This is a genomic window from Haloferula helveola, assembly GCF_037076345.1.
Classification (GTDB): Bacteria; Verrucomicrobiota; Verrucomicrobiia; order Verrucomicrobiales; family Akkermansiaceae; genus Haloferula; species Haloferula helveola.
The window spans coordinates 4,509,764-4,527,896 of the sequence record NZ_AP024702.1 but is presented as its reverse complement, the minus strand read 5'-3'; the positions used below and the strand labels follow the sequence as shown (position 1 = coordinate 4,527,896).

At 61.7% G+C, this 18,133-nt stretch carries 13 protein-coding genes; 7 read left to right on the top strand and 6 right to left on the bottom strand.

Going from position 1 to position 18,133, the window contains the following annotated elements:
* Positions 1 to 4 precede the first annotated feature (4 nt).
* The 3 genes from HAHE_RS17050 to HAHE_RS17040 form a co-directional block, all read right to left on the bottom strand.
* Positions 5 to 5,590 carry a hypothetical protein gene (locus tag HAHE_RS17050; RefSeq protein ID WP_338686117.1) on the bottom strand — a complete coding sequence of 1,862 codons (5,586 nt, stop codon included), beginning with the start codon at positions 5,588 to 5,590 and terminating at the stop codon, positions 5 to 7.
* 176 nt (positions 5,591 to 5,766) lie between these two features.
* The gene (gene dgt / locus HAHE_RS17045; protein WP_338686115.1) at positions 5,767 to 7,056 is read right to left on the bottom strand and encodes a dGTP triphosphohydrolase; all 1,290 of its coding nucleotides are present in this window, start codon (positions 7,054 to 7,056) and stop codon (positions 5,767 to 5,769) included.
* A gap of 59 nt (positions 7,057 to 7,115) precedes the next feature.
* Positions 7,116 to 7,838, bottom strand: coding sequence for a hypothetical protein (locus HAHE_RS17040; protein WP_338686114.1), 723 nt, complete (start codon positions 7,836 to 7,838; stop codon positions 7,116 to 7,118).
* A 149-nt stretch (positions 7,839 to 7,987) separates the two neighbouring features.
* On the opposite strand from HAHE_RS17040, the gene HAHE_RS17035 reads away from it, so the two are divergent.
* From HAHE_RS17035 to HAHE_RS17025, 3 genes are read left to right on the top strand one after another with little or no spacing between them, the layout of a single operon-like run.
* Entirely contained in the window at positions 7,988 to 9,883 is a 1,896-nt protein-coding gene (locus HAHE_RS17035) for a cation:proton antiporter (protein WP_338686113.1), read from the top strand.
* Between the two features lie 26 nt (positions 9,884 to 9,909).
* Positions 9,910 to 11,592 carry a DUF4407 domain-containing protein gene (locus tag HAHE_RS17030; RefSeq protein WP_338686112.1) on the top strand — a complete coding sequence of 561 codons (1,683 nt, stop codon included), beginning with the start codon at positions 9,910 to 9,912 and terminating at the stop codon, positions 11,590 to 11,592.
* Between the two features lie 9 nt (positions 11,593 to 11,601).
* The gene (locus HAHE_RS17025; RefSeq protein ID WP_338686111.1) at positions 11,602 to 12,354 is read left to right on the top strand and encodes a class I SAM-dependent methyltransferase; all 753 of its coding nucleotides are present in this window, start codon (positions 11,602 to 11,604) and stop codon (positions 12,352 to 12,354) included.
* 4 nt (positions 12,355 to 12,358) lie between these two features.
* Here the strand turns inward: HAHE_RS17025 and HAHE_RS17020 are convergent, their stop codons facing one another.
* From HAHE_RS17020 to rpsN, 3 genes are all read right to left on the bottom strand, one after another.
* Complete coding sequence (locus tag HAHE_RS17020; protein WP_338686109.1) at positions 12,359 to 13,798, bottom strand: hemolysin family protein; 1,440 nt, start codon at positions 13,796 to 13,798, stop codon at positions 12,359 to 12,361.
* A gap of 4 nt (positions 13,799 to 13,802) precedes the next feature.
* A complete protein-coding gene (locus HAHE_RS17015; protein ID WP_338686107.1) occupies positions 13,803 to 14,063 on the bottom strand; it encodes a zinc ribbon domain-containing protein in 261 nt (86 codons plus the stop codon).
* 61 nt (positions 14,064 to 14,124) lie between these two features.
* Complete coding sequence (gene rpsN / locus HAHE_RS17010; protein ID WP_338686105.1) at positions 14,125 to 14,394, bottom strand: 30S ribosomal protein S14; 270 nt, start codon at positions 14,392 to 14,394, stop codon at positions 14,125 to 14,127.
* A 146-nt stretch (positions 14,395 to 14,540) separates the two neighbouring features.
* Between rpsN and HAHE_RS17005 the strand changes: the two genes are divergently transcribed.
* From HAHE_RS17005 to HAHE_RS16990, 4 genes are read left to right on the top strand one after another with little or no spacing between them, the layout of a single operon-like run.
* Positions 14,541 to 15,422, top strand: a complete 882-nt coding sequence (locus tag HAHE_RS17005; RefSeq protein WP_338686103.1) for a D-alanyl-D-alanine carboxypeptidase family protein — start codon at positions 14,541 to 14,543, stop codon at positions 15,420 to 15,422.
* Positions 15,423 to 15,450: 28 nt separating this feature from the next.
* Positions 15,451 to 16,584 (top strand): 8-amino-7-oxononanoate synthase, encoded by a 1,134-nt coding sequence (locus HAHE_RS17000; protein ID WP_338686101.1) that lies wholly within the window; start codon positions 15,451 to 15,453, stop codon positions 16,582 to 16,584.
* 59 nt (positions 16,585 to 16,643) lie between these two features.
* A complete protein-coding gene (locus HAHE_RS16995; protein WP_338686099.1) occupies positions 16,644 to 17,294 on the top strand; it encodes a DUF1080 domain-containing protein in 651 nt (216 codons plus the stop codon).
* 12 nt (positions 17,295 to 17,306) lie between these two features.
* Positions 17,307 to 18,116: a sugar phosphate isomerase/epimerase family protein gene (locus HAHE_RS16990; protein WP_338686097.1), complete on the top strand. Its 810-nt coding sequence runs from the start codon at positions 17,307 to 17,309 to the stop codon at positions 18,114 to 18,116.
* Positions 18,117 to 18,133: the final 17 nt, after the last annotated feature.

Genomic DNA, 18,133 nt, shown 5'->3' with positions numbered 1-18,133 from the left:
GTTTCTAAAGGTCCACGTCCCACGATCCGCTCTGATAGGTCACGGTCGCGGATTTCTTGAATTTGAGACAGAACGGACACCAGCCCGCCTTACCTGTGAGCGTCCCCTTGCCCCGCATTCGCAGCGAGCCTCCCTGCATCACGCCGACCAAGCGGACCTCGCCCTTGATCGAAACCACGCACAGCGCCTCGCCACTCACGCCCAACAACATTTTCCCGCCGAAGGTCGGGCCTTCGACAAAATAGAACGCACCTGCGCCCACACCCGCCGAGATGTTGAAGAAGCACGACGCCGGAATCCCGAGGACCACTTCCGAGATCGGGATCCAGACCTCGCCGTAAACATAGCCCCCTGTGAAGGGCGGATCCCCGATGATCTCCGCGACATCCGCATCGATCAGCAACAAGGGCTCGATGGAACAGGTTCGTCCGATGAAGAACGCACCGGCCGCCTCATACGAGTTGATCGACATCCGGACCGCCGCCCCGAGGTAGGCCTCCTTGTCCGCCGGCGAACTGCCGATGCTGAAGCCGAGCGTCGCATCCAACTGGCTCAGCGTGAAACTCTGGAACTCCAACGCTCCGGTCATCAGGAAGTAACCGCTGAAGCCCTTCGGAAACACATCCGGCGCGGTTTCCATCGAAAACTTCAGACCGATACTTGCCCTCAGGTCGGGACTGATCCAGTCGAGCGCAACGTCCTCCACGCCGATCCTTACCTCAAGCGCCTCAACGCCGGGCTCCAGACACGCGCTTGCGGCGAAGTCATCTCCGGAATCGTAGCTGAGGATCTCGACGTACGCATGAAACTCGAGGTCGTCCGGCACCTTCATCTGCCAATAGGCGTCGATTCGGAGCCGCTTCAGGGAGTCGCCTTCGATATGCGCGTAGCCGTCGACCCCTCCCGCGCCGGTAAACTCGTTGAGCTCTCCGATCAGGCCGTTGATGGCGTCGTCGATCGGACCCAGCGACTCCTTGATCAGGTCCTTGACGATGCGGTTGACCTCCTCGAACACCGAATCGACTCCCGACCTCAGCGCCAGATCGACGTCATAGAGAGCATGTCGGAGAGAGAACTGGATCTGGCGGATGAACTCGCTGGCAAGCAACTCGTCGCGCAGTTGATCTCTCAGGAAGCCCGCAAACTCCGATGCGTCGAACTCGAGGAAGAAGCTTTGGTGCTGACTGAAAGGCAGCCCCGGGTCGATGCCTGCCGAAATCGCTTGATCGGTGATCCAATCGCAGGCGGCGGTTTCCAGGCGACCCAGGATTCCGTCGATCTCGTTGGTGCTGGACAGCGCTTCTTCGATGATCTCGTTGAACTGGTCGAAGATCGCGGTGTTCTCCTGCAACTCGGAGCGAATCAGGAACAAGGACGAGCGAACCTGGTTGAGCGCGATGACGATCTGGTCGAGCGACGGCTCGATCCCTTCGATCAGGCCGTTCAACTCGGCATTCGTGTCGGCGAGAATGCTGTTGATGAGCGGCTGCAGGGCGGGCCCGAGATCCGGCCCCAACAGATCCGCCATCAGGTAGGCGGTGAGGTTCTGGAGAATCTCGAAGTCGTCACCGTTTTTCCACAGAACCCCCGGAACGGTGGAGAACGGACCGACAGGATCGAGTTGGGGAATCCCGTCTTTGATCTTCAGCTCACCGGTCACGGAATCGATCGCGAAGATCGCCTTGACCAGAGCGCGGTCCACGCGGTCGAGCAGGCTCTGAGCATCTCCCGCGGCGTTCCCGAGCGCCACGAGGCGCTCGCGGACGGTATCGGTCGCACCGCCTCCGACCGAGAAGGCCTCGCTCAGATAGGCCTTCAGCCCGTCGCCCGGCTGGTTCACCCAGTCATCGAAGGTCAGCGCCGGATTCGGAGCATTCAGTTCGAAGCTAACTTGAATGGGCACGAACAGCGGCGCGAGCACCTCCTGTTCGATCTGGTCGAGCGCGTCCTCAAGTGCCCTGTCGAGATTGTCGCCGACCATCGAACCGATTTCGTCGATCCCTTCGTCGAGAGCTCCGGTCACCGCACTAGTCGCCGCTTGCGTGAGGGCGTGGGCGGCACCGACCTGTTCGTCGACCACATCGAAGGCAATGCTCGCCAAATTGATTTGGGGCAGTCCCTCATACTGCGCCCCGAAGCTGATCTCCGCGTCGTCCGGACCCAGGAAATCGACCTGGTTATAAACGTCTCGGAGAATGACGAGATCCTCCAACTCGCTGTTCATCGAGCGGAAATATCGCCCGCTGTTGCTCCAGCGAAGCGGGTAGCTCAGCGGGATCAATCCGAACAACGACTGCTCGGCCTTCACCAGGTACTGCTCGTTCGTCCCTTCGTCAGGCGAGAGATACTCGGCTTTGGTCAGTCCGGCCGGGAAGCCCCGGTGCACATTGTCGAATCCGTCCGTGTTGAAGAAGTTGGCCGGCCCCGGATCTTCCCAACCGCCGCAGAGATAGATCGCGGCATTCGGGTTCGGATTCGCACTGGTGACGATGTGCGCTTTCAGATCCTCGAAAAACGGCACATCCACCGTCGCCGCGAACGCCACCTGGCCGATACCGTCGGGCGAAAGATAGGGGTTGGTGAAATACAGCTTCGTTACCGGATTGATCCTGTAGCTTTTGCCGTTGGGCCCATCGATTGTCATCGTTGCCGGAATCCCCAGTCGGGAATCATAGTCGGGATGCCCGGTGGCGGCCGTTCCGAGATTGCCGTCCTCAAGAATCTCCAGTTGTCCGGCAAGCACGCCAGGCACGTGGGCAACCTGGGTGGTCCCACCGACAATAAGCGTCCTCGGCGGGTAGCACTCCGGAGCGGGTGGCGAAGGCTCCGGAACGAACTCGTAGACCTTCGGCTGGAACTCCGAATTCCAGTCGCGCATCGACTTCGGCCCCAAATCGCCGGGGTCGATCGAAAGCGCCCCGTCGATGTCCCCGGTGCAACTCAGCAGCAACCCCTTGAACCGCTGCGAAAAATCCAACGGCGGCGGAATCACTAGTTCTCCGTCGAACCACGAGTCCTCGTTCTCACTGGAAAGAAAGGTCAACTGGAACTGGCTGACTCCGAATCCGTAGCCGTAGAGCAACATGAACGGGTCGAAGGTCGCGTCTATCGCGACATGACGTCCGCTGATCCCGCTCTTACGGGCATAGTACTTGGACGCCTGATCCAGCAACTTGTATCCGTAATCGGAAGCATTGCCGGCGATCTTGCTCGCACCTCCGAACATCGGCGCCTCCACCACATAGGTGATCCCCGCGTAGGCACCGTAACCGGCCCGATACGCCTCGGTCTCCGGATACACGATGCTTTCGGCGATCCACTCGTAGTCGTAGCCTTCCAGCAGGAGAACGCCCGCGGAAAGCAGATCACCGGTCGTCGAGTAGGCCGGAAGGTCAAGCAGCGGGTTCTCCTCGGCAAGCAACCGATACCCGGGCATGTAGAAACGGCCGTTCGCAAATGCGTCAGTACGGTGGGTATAGTCGGTGAGCCCGCCCATGCCGTTACCCTTCCAACCCCAGCTCAACTCGGTTGCCCCGGCATCTCCGGCCATGGTCAAGCCACCAGACCAGGAACCTTGGATTTCACCGATCACGGGCGTCAGGGTGAGCGTCGTTTCCGCCGCCGCGCCGTCCGAACACTTGTCGTTCGGACAAGCCAGCCCGTAGTTCATCTGGATCGGATCCGGATTCATCAACCGGTTGTAGTCGACGATCCCGTAGTTGATCTGGAAGAAGTCCGAATCCGACCATCGGATCTCCGCCCCGTAAGGAAAGTGGCTCTTGAACGCTCCCGGATCGGTTTCGAAAGAGGCCGAGCATCGGGCCGAGCCGTCACTGAATGAGGCATTCACCAATACGGGCGTCCCGCTGTCCAAACTGATGAAGCGGAGATACCCGTCGTTCGACAGACGCTCCCGCATCGCCACCGGGTCCTCCATTTCGGCAGCCGGAATCGTGGCAAGCCGATTGTAGGCGTTGGCAGAGACATGCTCGCTGCCCGATGCGACGAACGAAATCTCGCCGTTCAGTGCGACGGAGAACTCCGAAACGTCATAGATTAGCGGATGACTTTCATCGAACATCCGGGCGTTCGCCGATAGCACCGCGTTCAGCGGAGAAGCCAGTTCTATGTCGTCGTTGAGACTGATTCCCGCGGAAAACAACCACTGGTTTTCGGCGAAGTAGGCATCGGCGGAGGCATCTTTGACCACCCCGAGCCCTTGGGGAAAATGGACGGTCGCGGATGCTGCCTGCGGCCCGGCCGACGAAAGGGTCGGCGTCCCGAACTCGACGTCAAGGAATCCGAGCGTATCAAGAACGGGGCCGGCACCGTCAACCCGGACAATTTCCTCCCCGCCCCCGTAGACAGTCGCGACACCGGCATCGTCGAGATCCACCTTCAGCACGATGCCTGACCCGAATCCGAGATCCGGCCGGTTCGGAATGACTCCGCCCAGCGGGTCCAACTGGATCAGCGATCGCACCGTGGTGGGCTGCAGTGACGAGACGGGCGGATCATTGGCCACGCTAAACATTTCGGTGTCGAGACTTCCGAAACGGAGTGTGCCGTTGAAATGGAGCAGGCGCTCGGCGGCCAGGCTGTCCGTATCATCATCGACGAAGGTGATCTTCGGGATCTCCAGGTGCCTGACGGTCACCCGCAATTCGTAGGTCTGGGCACGCGACGCCAGTTGCACGGTCGGCACGAGATTGGCGGTGATGTCATGCTCGGGAATCAGGTCGGGAATCGGCCTGACGCCGTTGTCGCCATGGTTTGCCTGCGCGATTCGGGCCGACACCTGTCCGTTGTTCTGGAGCGGGATCTCCGCGCCGCCTGCCTCGAACAGGTCGAAATCCGCGACCACGGTCGTCGAGGACGCCGTAGAAGGGTCGTCGTAGTCGTCGTAGCGCCCCAGCAAGACCTTCACCTCGGCGGTGAAGGTGTCTTTCGACGGATCGGTGCCGATCAGATAGGTCCGGGTCCATGCGGTCGACTTGATCGCAACCCGCGTGTTCAACTCGGGATCGCCACTTGTGAGATTGGTAAAATGAAAGGCCGGGAGCAGTGATGAGTTGCGCGCGTCCTGTGGAAAGGCACCCCAACCACTGCCGGCATCCACCTCGAGTTCGCACTCGACCCGGTAGCGCTCTTGCGGGAGGAGCGTGGCGATCGGGTCCGCGAGGATCGCGAAGTCACGGGTCTGATCGATCGTCAGCGGACCCATGTTGAGCGTGATGACCGGCGACAGCAATTCGGTGACTTTCTTGCCGGTCAACGGATCCTTGAGGCTGATGATCGTGCCACTGGCATCCACCAACCGATACCTCACCCGGTAGTCGTAGGAGTCGTTGGTAACTCCGGAGTGGCTGAATAGCACCCGGGCCACTGCCGGGAGCTGATGGCGGAAATAGTCGGCTCCGGGATTCGCCTCGTCCGAGTCGATAACAGTGAACGCCGGGTCCGGGGCCGTGTATTTGACTCCCGGAACGATGCCCACGAACTGCCCGGTAATGGTCGCCGACAGCGCGCTGGCGAGTCCGAGATAAACGAAGACGAATGCAGCGCGGTGGAGTGAGATCAGACCCTTCATGATTCCGGACGTTCGATCCTAATTGGGGGTTCTCTCCCATTTCGAAGGCAAGCAGAAAGCAAGATCTGCGCGAAACGTTCCGGTAACATCTAACGAGCCATGCGACACGAAGCCCTCAGCACGAGAAGCCAGGGAAGCGGCAACACTGTTAGACGAACAGAATGCGATCAGGCAAGTCAGCCAACCAGATCACCGATCGACCCGAAATCCGGGGTAAAGAGGCGTTTGTACATCCGGGCCGCGTAGCCGTCGGTCATTCCTGCCAGAAAGTCGCAGACCAGCCGGGCCCGATCCCACTCGCTCCCTGCATTTTGCAATTCGTCGGCCGCATCTTCGGGTAGGAGTTGGAATTTCTGGCCGTCGATCGGCTCTCCGCGAACGTAGCGCTTCTCAAGCACCTCCCAGAGACCCCGAAGTAAGTGGCTGCCTTTGTGCTCGAGTTGCTTCAGTTGGGGAGAAAGGAAAACGACCTCGAACGCAAGTGCCTTGAACAGCTTGGACTCGGCCCGCACCGCCTCGTCGACTTCGAGCTTGAACCGGTAGCGGTTGGTGGAGCCGCTAAGGAAGTTGGAATCGCCGGCGAGTGATGCCGCCCGGATGTAACGACCGATGCGTTTGCCGACAAACGGATCCACCCCACGGCGGCGGATCGCTGACATCAGCTCGCCCAAAGGACTGCCATCGGCACACGAGTGCCCCCGCTTTTCCGCCCATCGCTCGATTCGCTCGATCGTCAAAAATCCGGCCCGGACGCTGTCGGAAAGGTCATTCAGCGAGTAGGCGGTATCGTCGGCCCAGTCCATGATCTGGCACTCGATCGACTTGAAGGAATCCCGCTCGTCCCCCGGGGGCAACTCGGCCGGGAAATCGTGACCGCCGAGGGCCCAGTCGAGCTCGCCCTGCTGGAAATCATAGAGGAAGTGATTCTCCGGAACCTCCTTCTCGACATACTTCCGCTCGCTCCACAGTGACTTGTATTTGAGCACCGCGTCGGCAAAGGCACGAGTGGGATCCATCCCAGTCCGCTTGGCCGAGAAGATCCGCCTCGTCAGCAATCGCAGGGTCTGCGCATTGCCCTCGAAGCCTCCCCACCCCGCCATCAGGTGGTTGAGCGTCCGCTCCCCGGCGTGTCCGAAAGGTGGGTGACCCAAGTCATGGGAAAGGCAGGCCGCTTCGACCAGATCCGGATCGATGAAAAAACCGTCGTCGAGCGGATCCCCTTGGGCACGCAGCCAGTGGCAGATCGAACGTCCGATCTGCGCGACCTCCAGCGAGTGGGTCAGCCGCGTGCGATAGAAATCATACTCCCCGCTCCAGAAAACCTGGGTCTTGCTCTGGAGACGCCGGAAAGAAGGCGTGTGAAGCACCCGGTCGCGATCGATCTGGAACGGCGTCCGGAAGTCGCCCTCGTCGGCCCGGCCCGAGGGCCGCTCGGTATCGAAGGCTCCGTAAAAACGGTTCGGCATGGACCGTCCTTAGCCCGCCGGTGTCCCGGCGGGCAAAGGAAATCCAGCTCAGAAATCAATCATTGGGTCGGTTGGGCACCCTCGTCAGCGATGCCGGTGACCTTGCGGGTGATCGTGCCGAGATTCTCGAGTTTGCCGCGACGTGCTTGGAAGCCTTCAGCCTCTTCTCCCATCAGTTGGGTGAGTTCGGCGGTCATTCCGAGATCCTCGTCGGCACCCACACTGTTGGGGTCGACGCCAAGGGCCTCGGTCGCGGCGTTGATATGATCGCCATGCACTGCCACGTTCTCAAGCGCCTCGTCGAAGGTGCCCTTCGTATTCGCGATTGTATTGAAGTCGTTCTTGCTCTCCTTGAGGTGGAACACGACTTTCTCGAACTTCGCGCGGAGGCTCGGAGTCACGGCAACCACTGTGACGGGGGTGACGACCAGCAGCAACAGAGCCACATTGGCAACGACCGAGGCACGCTTCTTGCGACGGTTCAGATTCGTCTCACGCTCCTCAAGCATCGACGAGAGTTCCTTGTCGGTCTCCGTATGGGCTGGCTGAGCGATCTTCGGAACTTCTTGAGCCGGCTTTTCAGGCGTCGGATCGGCAGCCGCGGCTTCCACCGCCTGCTGCATTGCGGCCACCTTCAGACGGGAAGTTTCCTTACTGAGCGGAAGCTCGGACCGGGTCGCGAGGGTTTTCTCGGTGACCGTGATTTCCGGCTTGCGCATGGCTTCATCGCACAGGGCTTTGATGCGATCGGACTGGGTGACGAATGGTTGTGAGGAAGACATGACACTTTAGATATCCTTATTATGAGGTTTGATGAACTCCGTCATCGCGTATCCCCGCAATCACGGGGGTTTCGGGGCCGGCACGACCTCCAAATATGCGGGATTTTTGCAGTCGCCGCCCGGCATGGGATCCGCTGACATAGCGCCGGATGCCCGAAATTCTCGCCGCCGCCTCGTCCGGCATGTCGCCCCTGCTCTACCTGACGCTCATTCTTGCAGTCGGGGTCGCCGCCCAATGGCTGGCATGGAGGTTCAAGCTGCCGTCCATTCTTCTGCTGCTCGCCTTCGGTTTCGCCCTCGGCCAGTGGACCGGGGTCAAAATCGACGATTTCCTCGCTCCCGGCGATGCCCACTCCAATCCATTGCTTTCAGCGGTCGGACTTTTCGTGGCCATCATTCTTTTCGAAGGCGGCCTGACCCTGAAGTTCCGCGAATTGCGGGAATCAGGATTACCGGTGCTTCGTCTGTGCACCGTGGCTGTGGTGATTTCCTTCGCCCTGACCGCGGTCTTCATGTGGAAGGCTCTCGGCTACGACTTCCGGCTCGCGGCGCTGAGCGGCGCCATTCTCACGGTGACCGGACCGACGGTCATCGCGCCGCTGCTGCGGCACGTCAATCCGACCCGCAAGATGGCGTCGATCTTCAAGTGGGAAGGCATCGTGGTCGACCCGATCGGTGCGGTCCTCGCGGTGCTGGTTTTCAAGGGCGCCCTCGCATCGGATGCCGACACAGCGTGGCTGCAAACGGGCATCGCGATCGGCAAGATGCTCCTGGTCGGGGTGGTCGGCGGCTTCGTCCTCGGCAAGGTTGTCGAGATCCTGCTGCGCAAGCACCTGATCCCCGACTACCTCCAGCCGGTCTTCCTGCTGGCGGTCGTAGCGGTCGCGTTCACCGGATCGAACATGTTCGAGAAGGAAGCCGGCCTCGTCACCGTCACCGTTCTCGGCATCGCCCTGGCCAACCAGCGGAGCGTGTCGGTGAAGCACATTCTGGAGTTCAAGGAGAACCTGCGGACCCTGATCATCTCGTCGCTGTTCATCGTGCTGTCCGGCCGGATCTCGGTCGATGACCTGACCGGGACCTTGGGCAAGGGACTCGCGCTGCTCGGCTTCCTGATCCTGATCGGTCGGCCGCTCTCGGTCTTCGGGTCATTGTTCAGATCGGTGCAGACGACGATGAAAGAACGCGTCTTCCTCGCCTTTCTCGCGCCCCGCGGAATCGTGGCTGCCGCCGTCGCATCGATCTTCGCCCTCGAGTTCGAAGTCGCGGCAAACAGCGGAGAGCACTTCGGCGACCAAGCCGCGACCATCGCCAGCCAGTCCGCCGAGATCTCGGCGTTGATCTTCCTGGTCATCATCGGAACCGTGGCGGTCTATGGCCTCGGCGCGGCCCCGCTGGCCCGTGCACTCGGCCTCGCATCGACCAACCCGACCGGAGTGCTCTTTGCCGGCGCGGATGCATGGGCCCGGCTCGCGGCCAAGGCCCTGAAGGACGACGGCCACCAGGTGATGTTGCTCGACACCAATTTCGCCAATGTTTCCGCGGCCAAGATGCTCGGACTCGAGGCCCACCGGGCGAACATCCTGTCCGAATTCGCCGAAGAGGACCTCGACTTCAACGGACTGGGCTCACTGATTGCGGGAACTCCGAACGACGAGGTCAACTCGATCGCCACCCAGCGCTTCATCCACCAGTTCGGACGGGCCGGGGTCTGGCAGATTGCTCCGCTCGACCGGGACCAGAGCCACAAGACCGCCGCGGCTTCCGACGTGCGCTCCCAGATCTGTTTCACCGGAGGACCGGACCATCGGACGTTGCAGCAGCTCGCCGCCCGCGGGGCGGTGGTGAAAAAGTCCCATATCACCGACGTTTTCACGCTCGAGGACTTCCGGCTGACCTACGGCGAGCGGCCGTATCACGTGCTCTTCATGGCCGACGAAAGCCGCGGGCTCCGGCCCGCACCGATTGAGATCGAACGGGTGACCCCGGGAACCACCCTCTACGTACTCCTGACGGAGGCCGAAAAAACCGCTGAAACAGCTTAAATTCCCCGACAGTATCCGCTGGTGCCATGCTCCGCTCGATCAAAAGAACCTTCTTCTGGCTCTCCGGGGCCGGGACCGAAACGCTTGAGCTCTGCCCCAACTGGGAACAACGGAAATACGTGGCCTTCGGAGCCACCGTGCTGGTGCCCTGCGCCTTCGCATTCATCGCCTGCGCCTACGCCCTCTCGACCCTGACTGACAAGGCCTCGGTGATCTACCCGGTGGCATTGGTTTGGGCCTTCATCATCCTCACCATCGACCGGGCGCTTCTCGCCGGATACCGCCCGTTCCTCTCCTGGACGCGCAAGCTCTCGCAATTCGCCCTGCGGCTCTGCGTGGCCATCCTGATGGGCCTGACCATCGCCCACCCGCTCGTCCTGCTGCTCTTCCGCGACACCATCACCTCGGTCATCGAGGAAGACCGTGCACAGGAAATCGAGGAAGTCCGGAGCGTCTTCGCCACCAACAAAGAGACGGTCCGTGGTGAGATCAACCGACTCGACGCCAGCGTGGCCGACCAGCGGGAAAAGTGGACCGAAACCTTCCAGGCTCGGTTCATCATCCAAGATCGGGAGGATGCGAGCGACGCCCTTCCCGGCCTGACGGCCGAACAGCAGCAGGAACTCGACGCATCCATCGCCGAGGCGACCCAGCCGTTCACCGAGCGTCTAGATGTCGTTCAACAGCAGGCCGACGAGCTGTCGCCGACCTACGCCAAACTGCAGACCGAACTCGGCTACTGGCAGACCGAATACGAGCGCGAGCTCAATGGACAACGTTCGGGGCTCGTCGGCGAAGGCCCGCGTGCACGCTCGATCAAGGCCGACCAGCTCGAGCCACGTCGGACCGAAGCCCAGCGCATCGGCGCCTTGCTTGAGCACCTCAGTGCCGAGAAGGCAACGCTACAGACCCAGATCCGTGAGGCGGAGAAGAACGCCATCGCCACTTTCGAAACCCGGCTGGCCGAAATCGACGCCGCCAACCGAGCAGAGGAGGAACGCGTCGCTGCGCTCAAGCGTCAGGTCGAAGAGGACCAGGCGACCGCTTTCGTCACCCAGCAGAACGCGCTACGCGACACCATCAAACAGCAGATCGATTCGCTGCTCGCCGAACAGGAACTCGCCAAGCAGGAACTCGCCGCGGTCGCGGCCGAGGAACGAACCCGCATCGAGGCGCTTCAGAACGAGCCTCGGCGCGACGTGCTCACCCAGACGCTGGCGCTGCATGAACTGTTCGAGCAGGGTGCCGAGGGCGGCAAGTTCGCCTTCTACACCTACTGCATCCTCACCGCCCTCTTCATGCTGGTGGACACGATCCCGCTGATCGTGAAGTTCTTCACCAAGCCCGGCCCCTACGACCGCTTGCTCGACCGCGATGAGATCTCCTTCGATGCGGAACACCAGGCCTTCAAGGAAAGCCACGCCCGCTACATGGAGAAGCTGGCGGACGGAAACCTGATCGCCGTCACCCGCAACAAGCGCCTTGAGCACGCGCTCGTCGATGGCGTCGAGCACTCGCGGGCCGCCCGTGAGTTTCTCGATTCCCTGATCGCCATGGAGCGCTCCTTCGCCGAGCAGATGAAGCTGGAGCAGGAAGCCAATACCAACTCTGGCCCGGAGAAGATCGAGGTTCTCGACGCGATGAAGAAGCGCTTCTACGAAGACCTCCACCGCCGGATGGAGGTGTTCTTCACCACCCAGCACGCGTAACCCTGCTGCGTGAACCTCTACGCCTCCCTAGAAGCGGAACTGCACGATGCCTTTTGGGAGGCCGAGGAGAGCCCGGAGTTCGGATGGCTGGACGCCCTTCTGCGGGAACACCCGGGGCGTTCCCTTGAAGTCGGATCCGGCTCAGGCCGCTTACTTCTGCCACTGCTGAAGAACGGGCACGAGATCGAAGGGCTCGAGCCGTCGCCTGACATGAATTCCCTGTGCAGGGCGAAGGCGGCAATCCTCGGACTGAACCCGACCCTGCATGAGTGCGCGATGGGCGATTTCACGACCGGCCACACCTTCCGCTCAATCCTGATTCCAGCCTTCACGCTCCAGCTCTCACAGGACCCGGAGGCAGACCTGCGGCGCCTTCACCGACAGCTCGAGCCAAACGGGATTCTCTACCTCACGGTTTTCATTCCCTTTGCCGAACTCGACGGCGAACTGCCGGAAAACGAGTGGTATGAGGATCACACGCTGCAGTTGGCCGACGGATCGGTCGCGACCGTCGAGACCCGTCATCGCCTTGATCGCGGTAACCAGATCCTCCATCGCGAACACCGCTACCGGGTCGTATCCGAATCGGAAACCCGTGAGCACCGGTCCGAGCAAACGCTTCGCTGGTTCGACGCCCGGCGGCTTCGCGAGCAACTCAGGCTCGCAGGATTCGAGGCGGACCGCGCGGTCGGAGACTTCGACGAATCCTGCCCCGTGACCGAGGACAGCCAGATCCTCACCGTCGTCGCGCGGCGCATATGAGTTCTCAGCTCTCCTCGGAAGAGTCTTCCTGAACCGACTCCTCGGCGACCGGCTCCAGCTTGCGGAAATGGACCTGACCGACCCGGCGGCCGTCGGTGCTCGTGACTTTCGCCTCCCACCCGAGAATCTCCATCGACTCACCGACTTCGGGAAAGCGTCCGAGCTGCTGGGTGATATAACCGCCGACAGTCGTCACCTCGCCGCTCTCCAACTCTAGTTCCTCCTCGATGTCCGAGAGATCGTTCAGGGTGATCGTTCCATCGACCACAAACTCCTCGTCGTTCACCCGCACGAACTCGGGCCGCTCGTTGTCGAACTCGTCCTGGATATCGCCGACAATCTCCTCAATCACGTTGTCGAGGAACACGATCCCGACCGGTGTGCCGAACTCATCGACCACCAGCGCCAGGTGAGCACGCTCCTTGAGGAAAAACTTCAGCAGCGAGTCGAGTGGCATGGTGTCGGGCACCATCTTCAACTCGCGGCGGATACGCATCAGGTCCGGGTCCGACTCCCCGACCAGCTTCAGCACGTCCTTGATGTGGATCAGGCCGATGTGATTGTCGAGGTGCCCGCCCTTCACCAGCGGGAAGCGGGTGTGCTTGGTCCGCCGAGCCATTTCGAGCGACTTGTCGAAGGGATCATCAGCGTCGAGCACGACCACATCCTGGCGTGGCGTCATCACATCGCGCACCCAGAGTTCGTTCAGCTCAAGCGCGTTGATCGCGATCTCGCGTTCGGTCTCGGTCACCTCCATTGCCTCGCCGCTCTGGGTGACGAGCAGCGCCAACTCCTCCGCCGAGTGGATGTGCTCACCCTCGGAGATCGGATCGATCCGGAAAATCGCCTTCAGCAGCAAGTTCGCGGTTCCGTTCAGGAGGCGGATGGCACCATGGAAAGCCTTGTAGAAGAGGTGGAGCGGCTTTGCCAGAATCAGCGTCGTCGCCACTGCCTTGCGGATGGCGATCGACTTCGGCAGCAGCTCTCCGACGACCACGTGGAGGAATGTGAACGAACCGATCGCGATCCCGAACGAGATCCACTTCACCGGCTCCATGTGCATGCCCCACACCGAGACATGCTCCTGCATTCCCAGCTTGAACAGGGTCGGCGCGACCAGCGCTTCGACGAACGGCTCGCCGAGGAAGCCGAGCGCCAGCGAGGCGATCGTGATGCCCAGCTGGTTGGCCGACAGATAGCCGTCGAGTTTCTCGACGATCCGCTGTGCGGTAGCGGTCGTGCCGGGCTTTTCCTTCTCGACCGTCTCAAGCTGGCTCGGCCGGACCTTAACGATCGCGAACTCCGACGCGACGAAGAAGGCGTTGAGCAGCAGGAAGAAAACGATGCCTGCGAGATAGAGCAGGATCGCGACCGGCTCGGGATAGTCTTTCGGCAACTCCCCCGCGGACGCGAGCAACGCCAGACTGGAAAACCACTCGATCACGGCGTCAGAGCTTTTCGTAAACCCCCTTGTCCCTCTTTTCGAGGATGGTGAAGCCCGCCGACTTGGCGTCGCTCACCGACAGCGGCTTGGCCACTTTGGGAGTGTTGACCTTGGAAATCACCTTGCGCACCGGGTTGCGGCACGCGAGGCACTTTTCAAGCGGAGCCCGATCGATCGGCCGGCGCAATTCGAAACCCTGACGGCAAATCCGACAAGATCGCTCAGGATCGTCGGGCTGCTCGGAAAGATATTCGTAGATCGGCATGGCGGGACGGGAGAACGAGGGGTTTCCGTCTCCCGTCGAAGGTAAGCAGCGAACGGGCCGCTTACCAGCTCGACTTCGTCACCCCGGGAATCATCCCGTGCGAAGCGAGCTCACGGAAGCTGATCCGCGAAAGACGGAACCGCCGGATGAAGGCGCGGCGGCGGCCGGAATACTCGCAGCGATTGACCACCCGGGTCGGGCTGGCATCGCGCGGAAGCATGGTCAGACCCACGTAATCCTTCTCCTTCTTCAACTTGTGACGAAGGTCGGCATATTTTGCGACAGTGCGCTTCTTGCGCTCGTTGCGTGCGATCCAGCTTGCTTTGGCCATAATTCGGGGCGCGGGAGTTACCGTATTCCGGCACCAATGCAAGCCAAATTCGGTAATTTCTCGATTTCTTCCAATCGCCCGCAACCGCCCTAACCCGCGGGATTCCGCCTTGAGAACCGTCGGGGTCCGGGGTTTTATCCCCGCCCATGCTCCGGCGATTCCGCGTCCTCATCTTTGCCTCCCTGGCCGCTGCCCTGACCTCCTGCGGTGGAGAACCCGAAAATCGCTATCCGACCAGCAGCGGCGGGACCGCTCCGGCGCCGCACACGGGCGGCATCCCGGGCATCGCCCCGCCGACGATCTACGGCCAGAGCGCGATCGTCATCGATGCCAACAGCGGCAAGGTGCTCTACGCCAAAAATGCCGACTCGGTTCGCCCCGTCGCCTCAACCCAGAAAATCATCACGGCACTGACCGTCCTCGACGCCGGCAGCCTCTCGAAGACCGTGACGATCGCCCAGAGCGACACCCAATGCGAGCCGACCAAGCTCTACGTCCGTCCCGGTGAGACCTACACCCGCGGCGAGCTGACCAAGGCACTGATGGTGAAAAGCGGCAACGACATCGCCCGGGCCCTCGCTCGCGACGTCGGCGGTTCGCAGGAAGGATTCGCAGCCTTGATGAACCGCAAGGCAGCATCTCTCGGCATGCGGAACTCGCGCTTCGTCAATCCGAACGGTCTGCCTGCCGAAGGCCAGTACTCGACCGCCCGCGACATCGCCATCGCGGCCCGCACCGCCTACCGCAGTGGCACGATCCGGTCTTGGACCAACACCGAACGCTACACGTTCCAGTACTCCAGCGGCCGCACCAAGGTGCTGGAGAACACCAACAAGCTCCTGAAACGGGTCCCCTACTGCGACGGGATGAAGACCGGCACGACGAACGCCGCGGGGCGCTGCCTCGTCTCCACCGGCACCTACAACGGCCGCTCGGCCATTTCGGTGGTGCTGAAAAGCAACTCGACCCACATCTGGAACGATTCCGAAAGACTCCTGCGTTGGGCGCTGGAATCGCCGAGACGCTGACGCACGCCACGGGACCGCCCGCTTCCCGATGGATCCCCGCGACCAACTGACCGAGCTGGAAAAGTCGGGCCTGCTGCGCTCTCTCCGCACTCTGGAGTCGTCGACGGGCCCGAAGATCACTCGGGATGGCTCGGAGCTGTGGAACTTCGCCTCCAACGACTACCTCGGACTGGCCTGTCATCCCACAATCCGCGAAGCCTTCCATGAGGGGCTCGATCTCTGGGGTCACGGCGCTGCCGCCTCGCGCCTGATCACCGGCAGCCAGCCGCCCCATCGGATTTTTGAAGAGCAACTGGCCGTAGCCAAGGGCACCGACGCTGCCCTGCTCTTCTCCTCGGGCTTCGCACTGGCAGTGGGAGTCGTTCCCGCCTTGGTCGGCAAGGGTGACTTTGTCCTCATGGACAAACTCAGCCATGCCTGCCTGATCGACGGGGCCCGGCTGTCGGGAGCTACGATCCGTGTGTTCCCCCACAACGATACCCGCCGGCTGGCCGAACTTCTGAAATCGATCCGCGAAAAGGAATCCGATGCGAGGATCCTGATCCTCACGGAATCCGTTTTCTCAATGGATGGCGACCTTTGCCCCCTGCAGGAGATCATCGATCTCAAGGATCACCACAACGCCCTCCTACTACTCGATGAGGCTCACGGATTCGGCGTCCTCGGACCCTCAGGGATGGGTCTGGCGGAGGAACTCGGCGTCCAGAACCGCGTCGATTTCCATATGGGCACCCTGAGTAAGGCGGCGGGACTGGCAGGTGCCTACCTCGCCTGTGGAAGCGCTTGGCAGGAATGGCTGGTGAACCGGGCCCGATCCTTTGTCTTTTCGACCGCTCCGCCCCCCGCACTGGCCCATGCGGCCACAAGGGTGCTGGAGCTGATCCGGTCGGCCGAAGGCGATGCGCTACGCCGCCGACTCCGGGAGAACATCGCGATTTTCCGGCCAGACGGCCCGGACACCCCCATCTTTCCGCGCATCCTCGGGGAAAACGACATGGCACTCCGCGCATCCGCAGCTCTCGAGTCCGGAGGCTTTCTTGTTCCGGCCATCCGCTACCCCACTGTGCCCCGCGGAACCGCCCGGCTCCGGGTCTCGCTCTCCGCGACCCATCAGGGCGGCGTCGTGGCCGATCTAAAGACACGGCTCGACCGGCTCGTCTGAAAGCAATCCGGGCTTGCAACGCGTATGGCCTGCCCTCAGAAATCTGTCAGACAACTTTTATGAAAACACTGTTCGCAGCGCTCCTCATCGCCCTCCCGACGCTCCAGGCGGAAGAGGATGGATTCGTCAATCTCTTCAACGGCAAGGACCTCACCGGCTGGAAGAAAGTCAACGGCAACGGCGAGTACAAGATCGATGGCGATTCCATCGTCGGCTTCGGCAAGAACATCAAGGGCAACACCTTCCTGATCACCGAGAAGACCTACGGCGACTTCGACTTCCGCTTCGACATGAAGTTCGACGACCTCAGCGGCAACTCGGGAGTGATGTTCCGTGCGAAGCAGAAGGAAGGCGAGAACGGTCGCGTCTTCGGCTACCAGTGCGAGCACGACAACGGCAAGGCACGCGCTTGGACGGCGGGTTTGTATGACGAAGCCCGCCGCGGCTGGCTGTTCCCCGACAAGAAGGACAAGGAGGCCTGCGCGAAGTTCACCGAGCAGGGCAAGAAGATCATCAAGTGGGACGACTGGAACGAGATCCGCATCGTCTGCGAAGGCAAGCGGATCCAGATCTGGCTGAACGGAGAACCGCGGGTCGACTACACCGACGAAGGCAAGGACTTCACTCCGAAGGGATTCTTCGGTCTGCAGGTCCACGGCGGCAAGTCGTGCAACGTCCGCTGGCGCAACCTCCGCATCAAGGAGCTCTGATTCCGCGACGCGATGCGCTTCGCGATCTGCAACGAGACCTACGGCGACGTCACTCTGGCCGAATCCGCGAGACTGGCAGCCGGGCACGGCTACACCGGCCTCGAGATCGCTCCGTTCACCCTCGGTTCCGAACTGCCGTCTTCCGCCGAAGCGAAGGTGCTCGGTGACCGGGTGCGGGACGCCGGAGTGGAGGTTGTGGGACTTCACTGGCTGCTCGCCAAGACGGAAGGATTCCACCTGACGACTCCCGACGCTCCGACCCGGGCGGCGACGGCCGACTACGCCAAGCGGCTCGCCGACCTTTGTCACGCGCTCGGCGGCAACATCATGGTGTGGGGCAGTCCGCAGCAGCGTTCGCTCGAAGCGGACTGGGAATACGAGGCCGCGTTCGAACGGGCGACGGAAGTGCTCCGCGCCGCATCCGAGCACTGCGGCCCGCTCGGAGTCACCATCGCGATGGAGCCGCTGGGCGAAGTGGAAACCAATTTCCTGACCTCCACCGCGGAAACCATCCGCCTCTGCAAGGCCGTCGATCATCCGGCCTGCAAACTCCATCTGGACGTCAAGGCGATGAGCTACGAGGACTCCAGTATCGCCGACGTGATCCGGGCATCGAAAGACTGGACCGTCCACTTCCACGCCAACGACCCCAATCTCTACGGGCCCGGCATGGGCGATGTGCCTTACGAACCTATCGTCGACGCATTGGGCGAAACCGGCTACGACGGCTGGATCTCCGTCGAGGTCTTCAAATACGATCCGTCCCCCGAACAAGTCGCCACCACCAGTCGCGAAAACCTCCGCCGCTTCTTCGGCAACTGACCCTTCCATTTACAAAC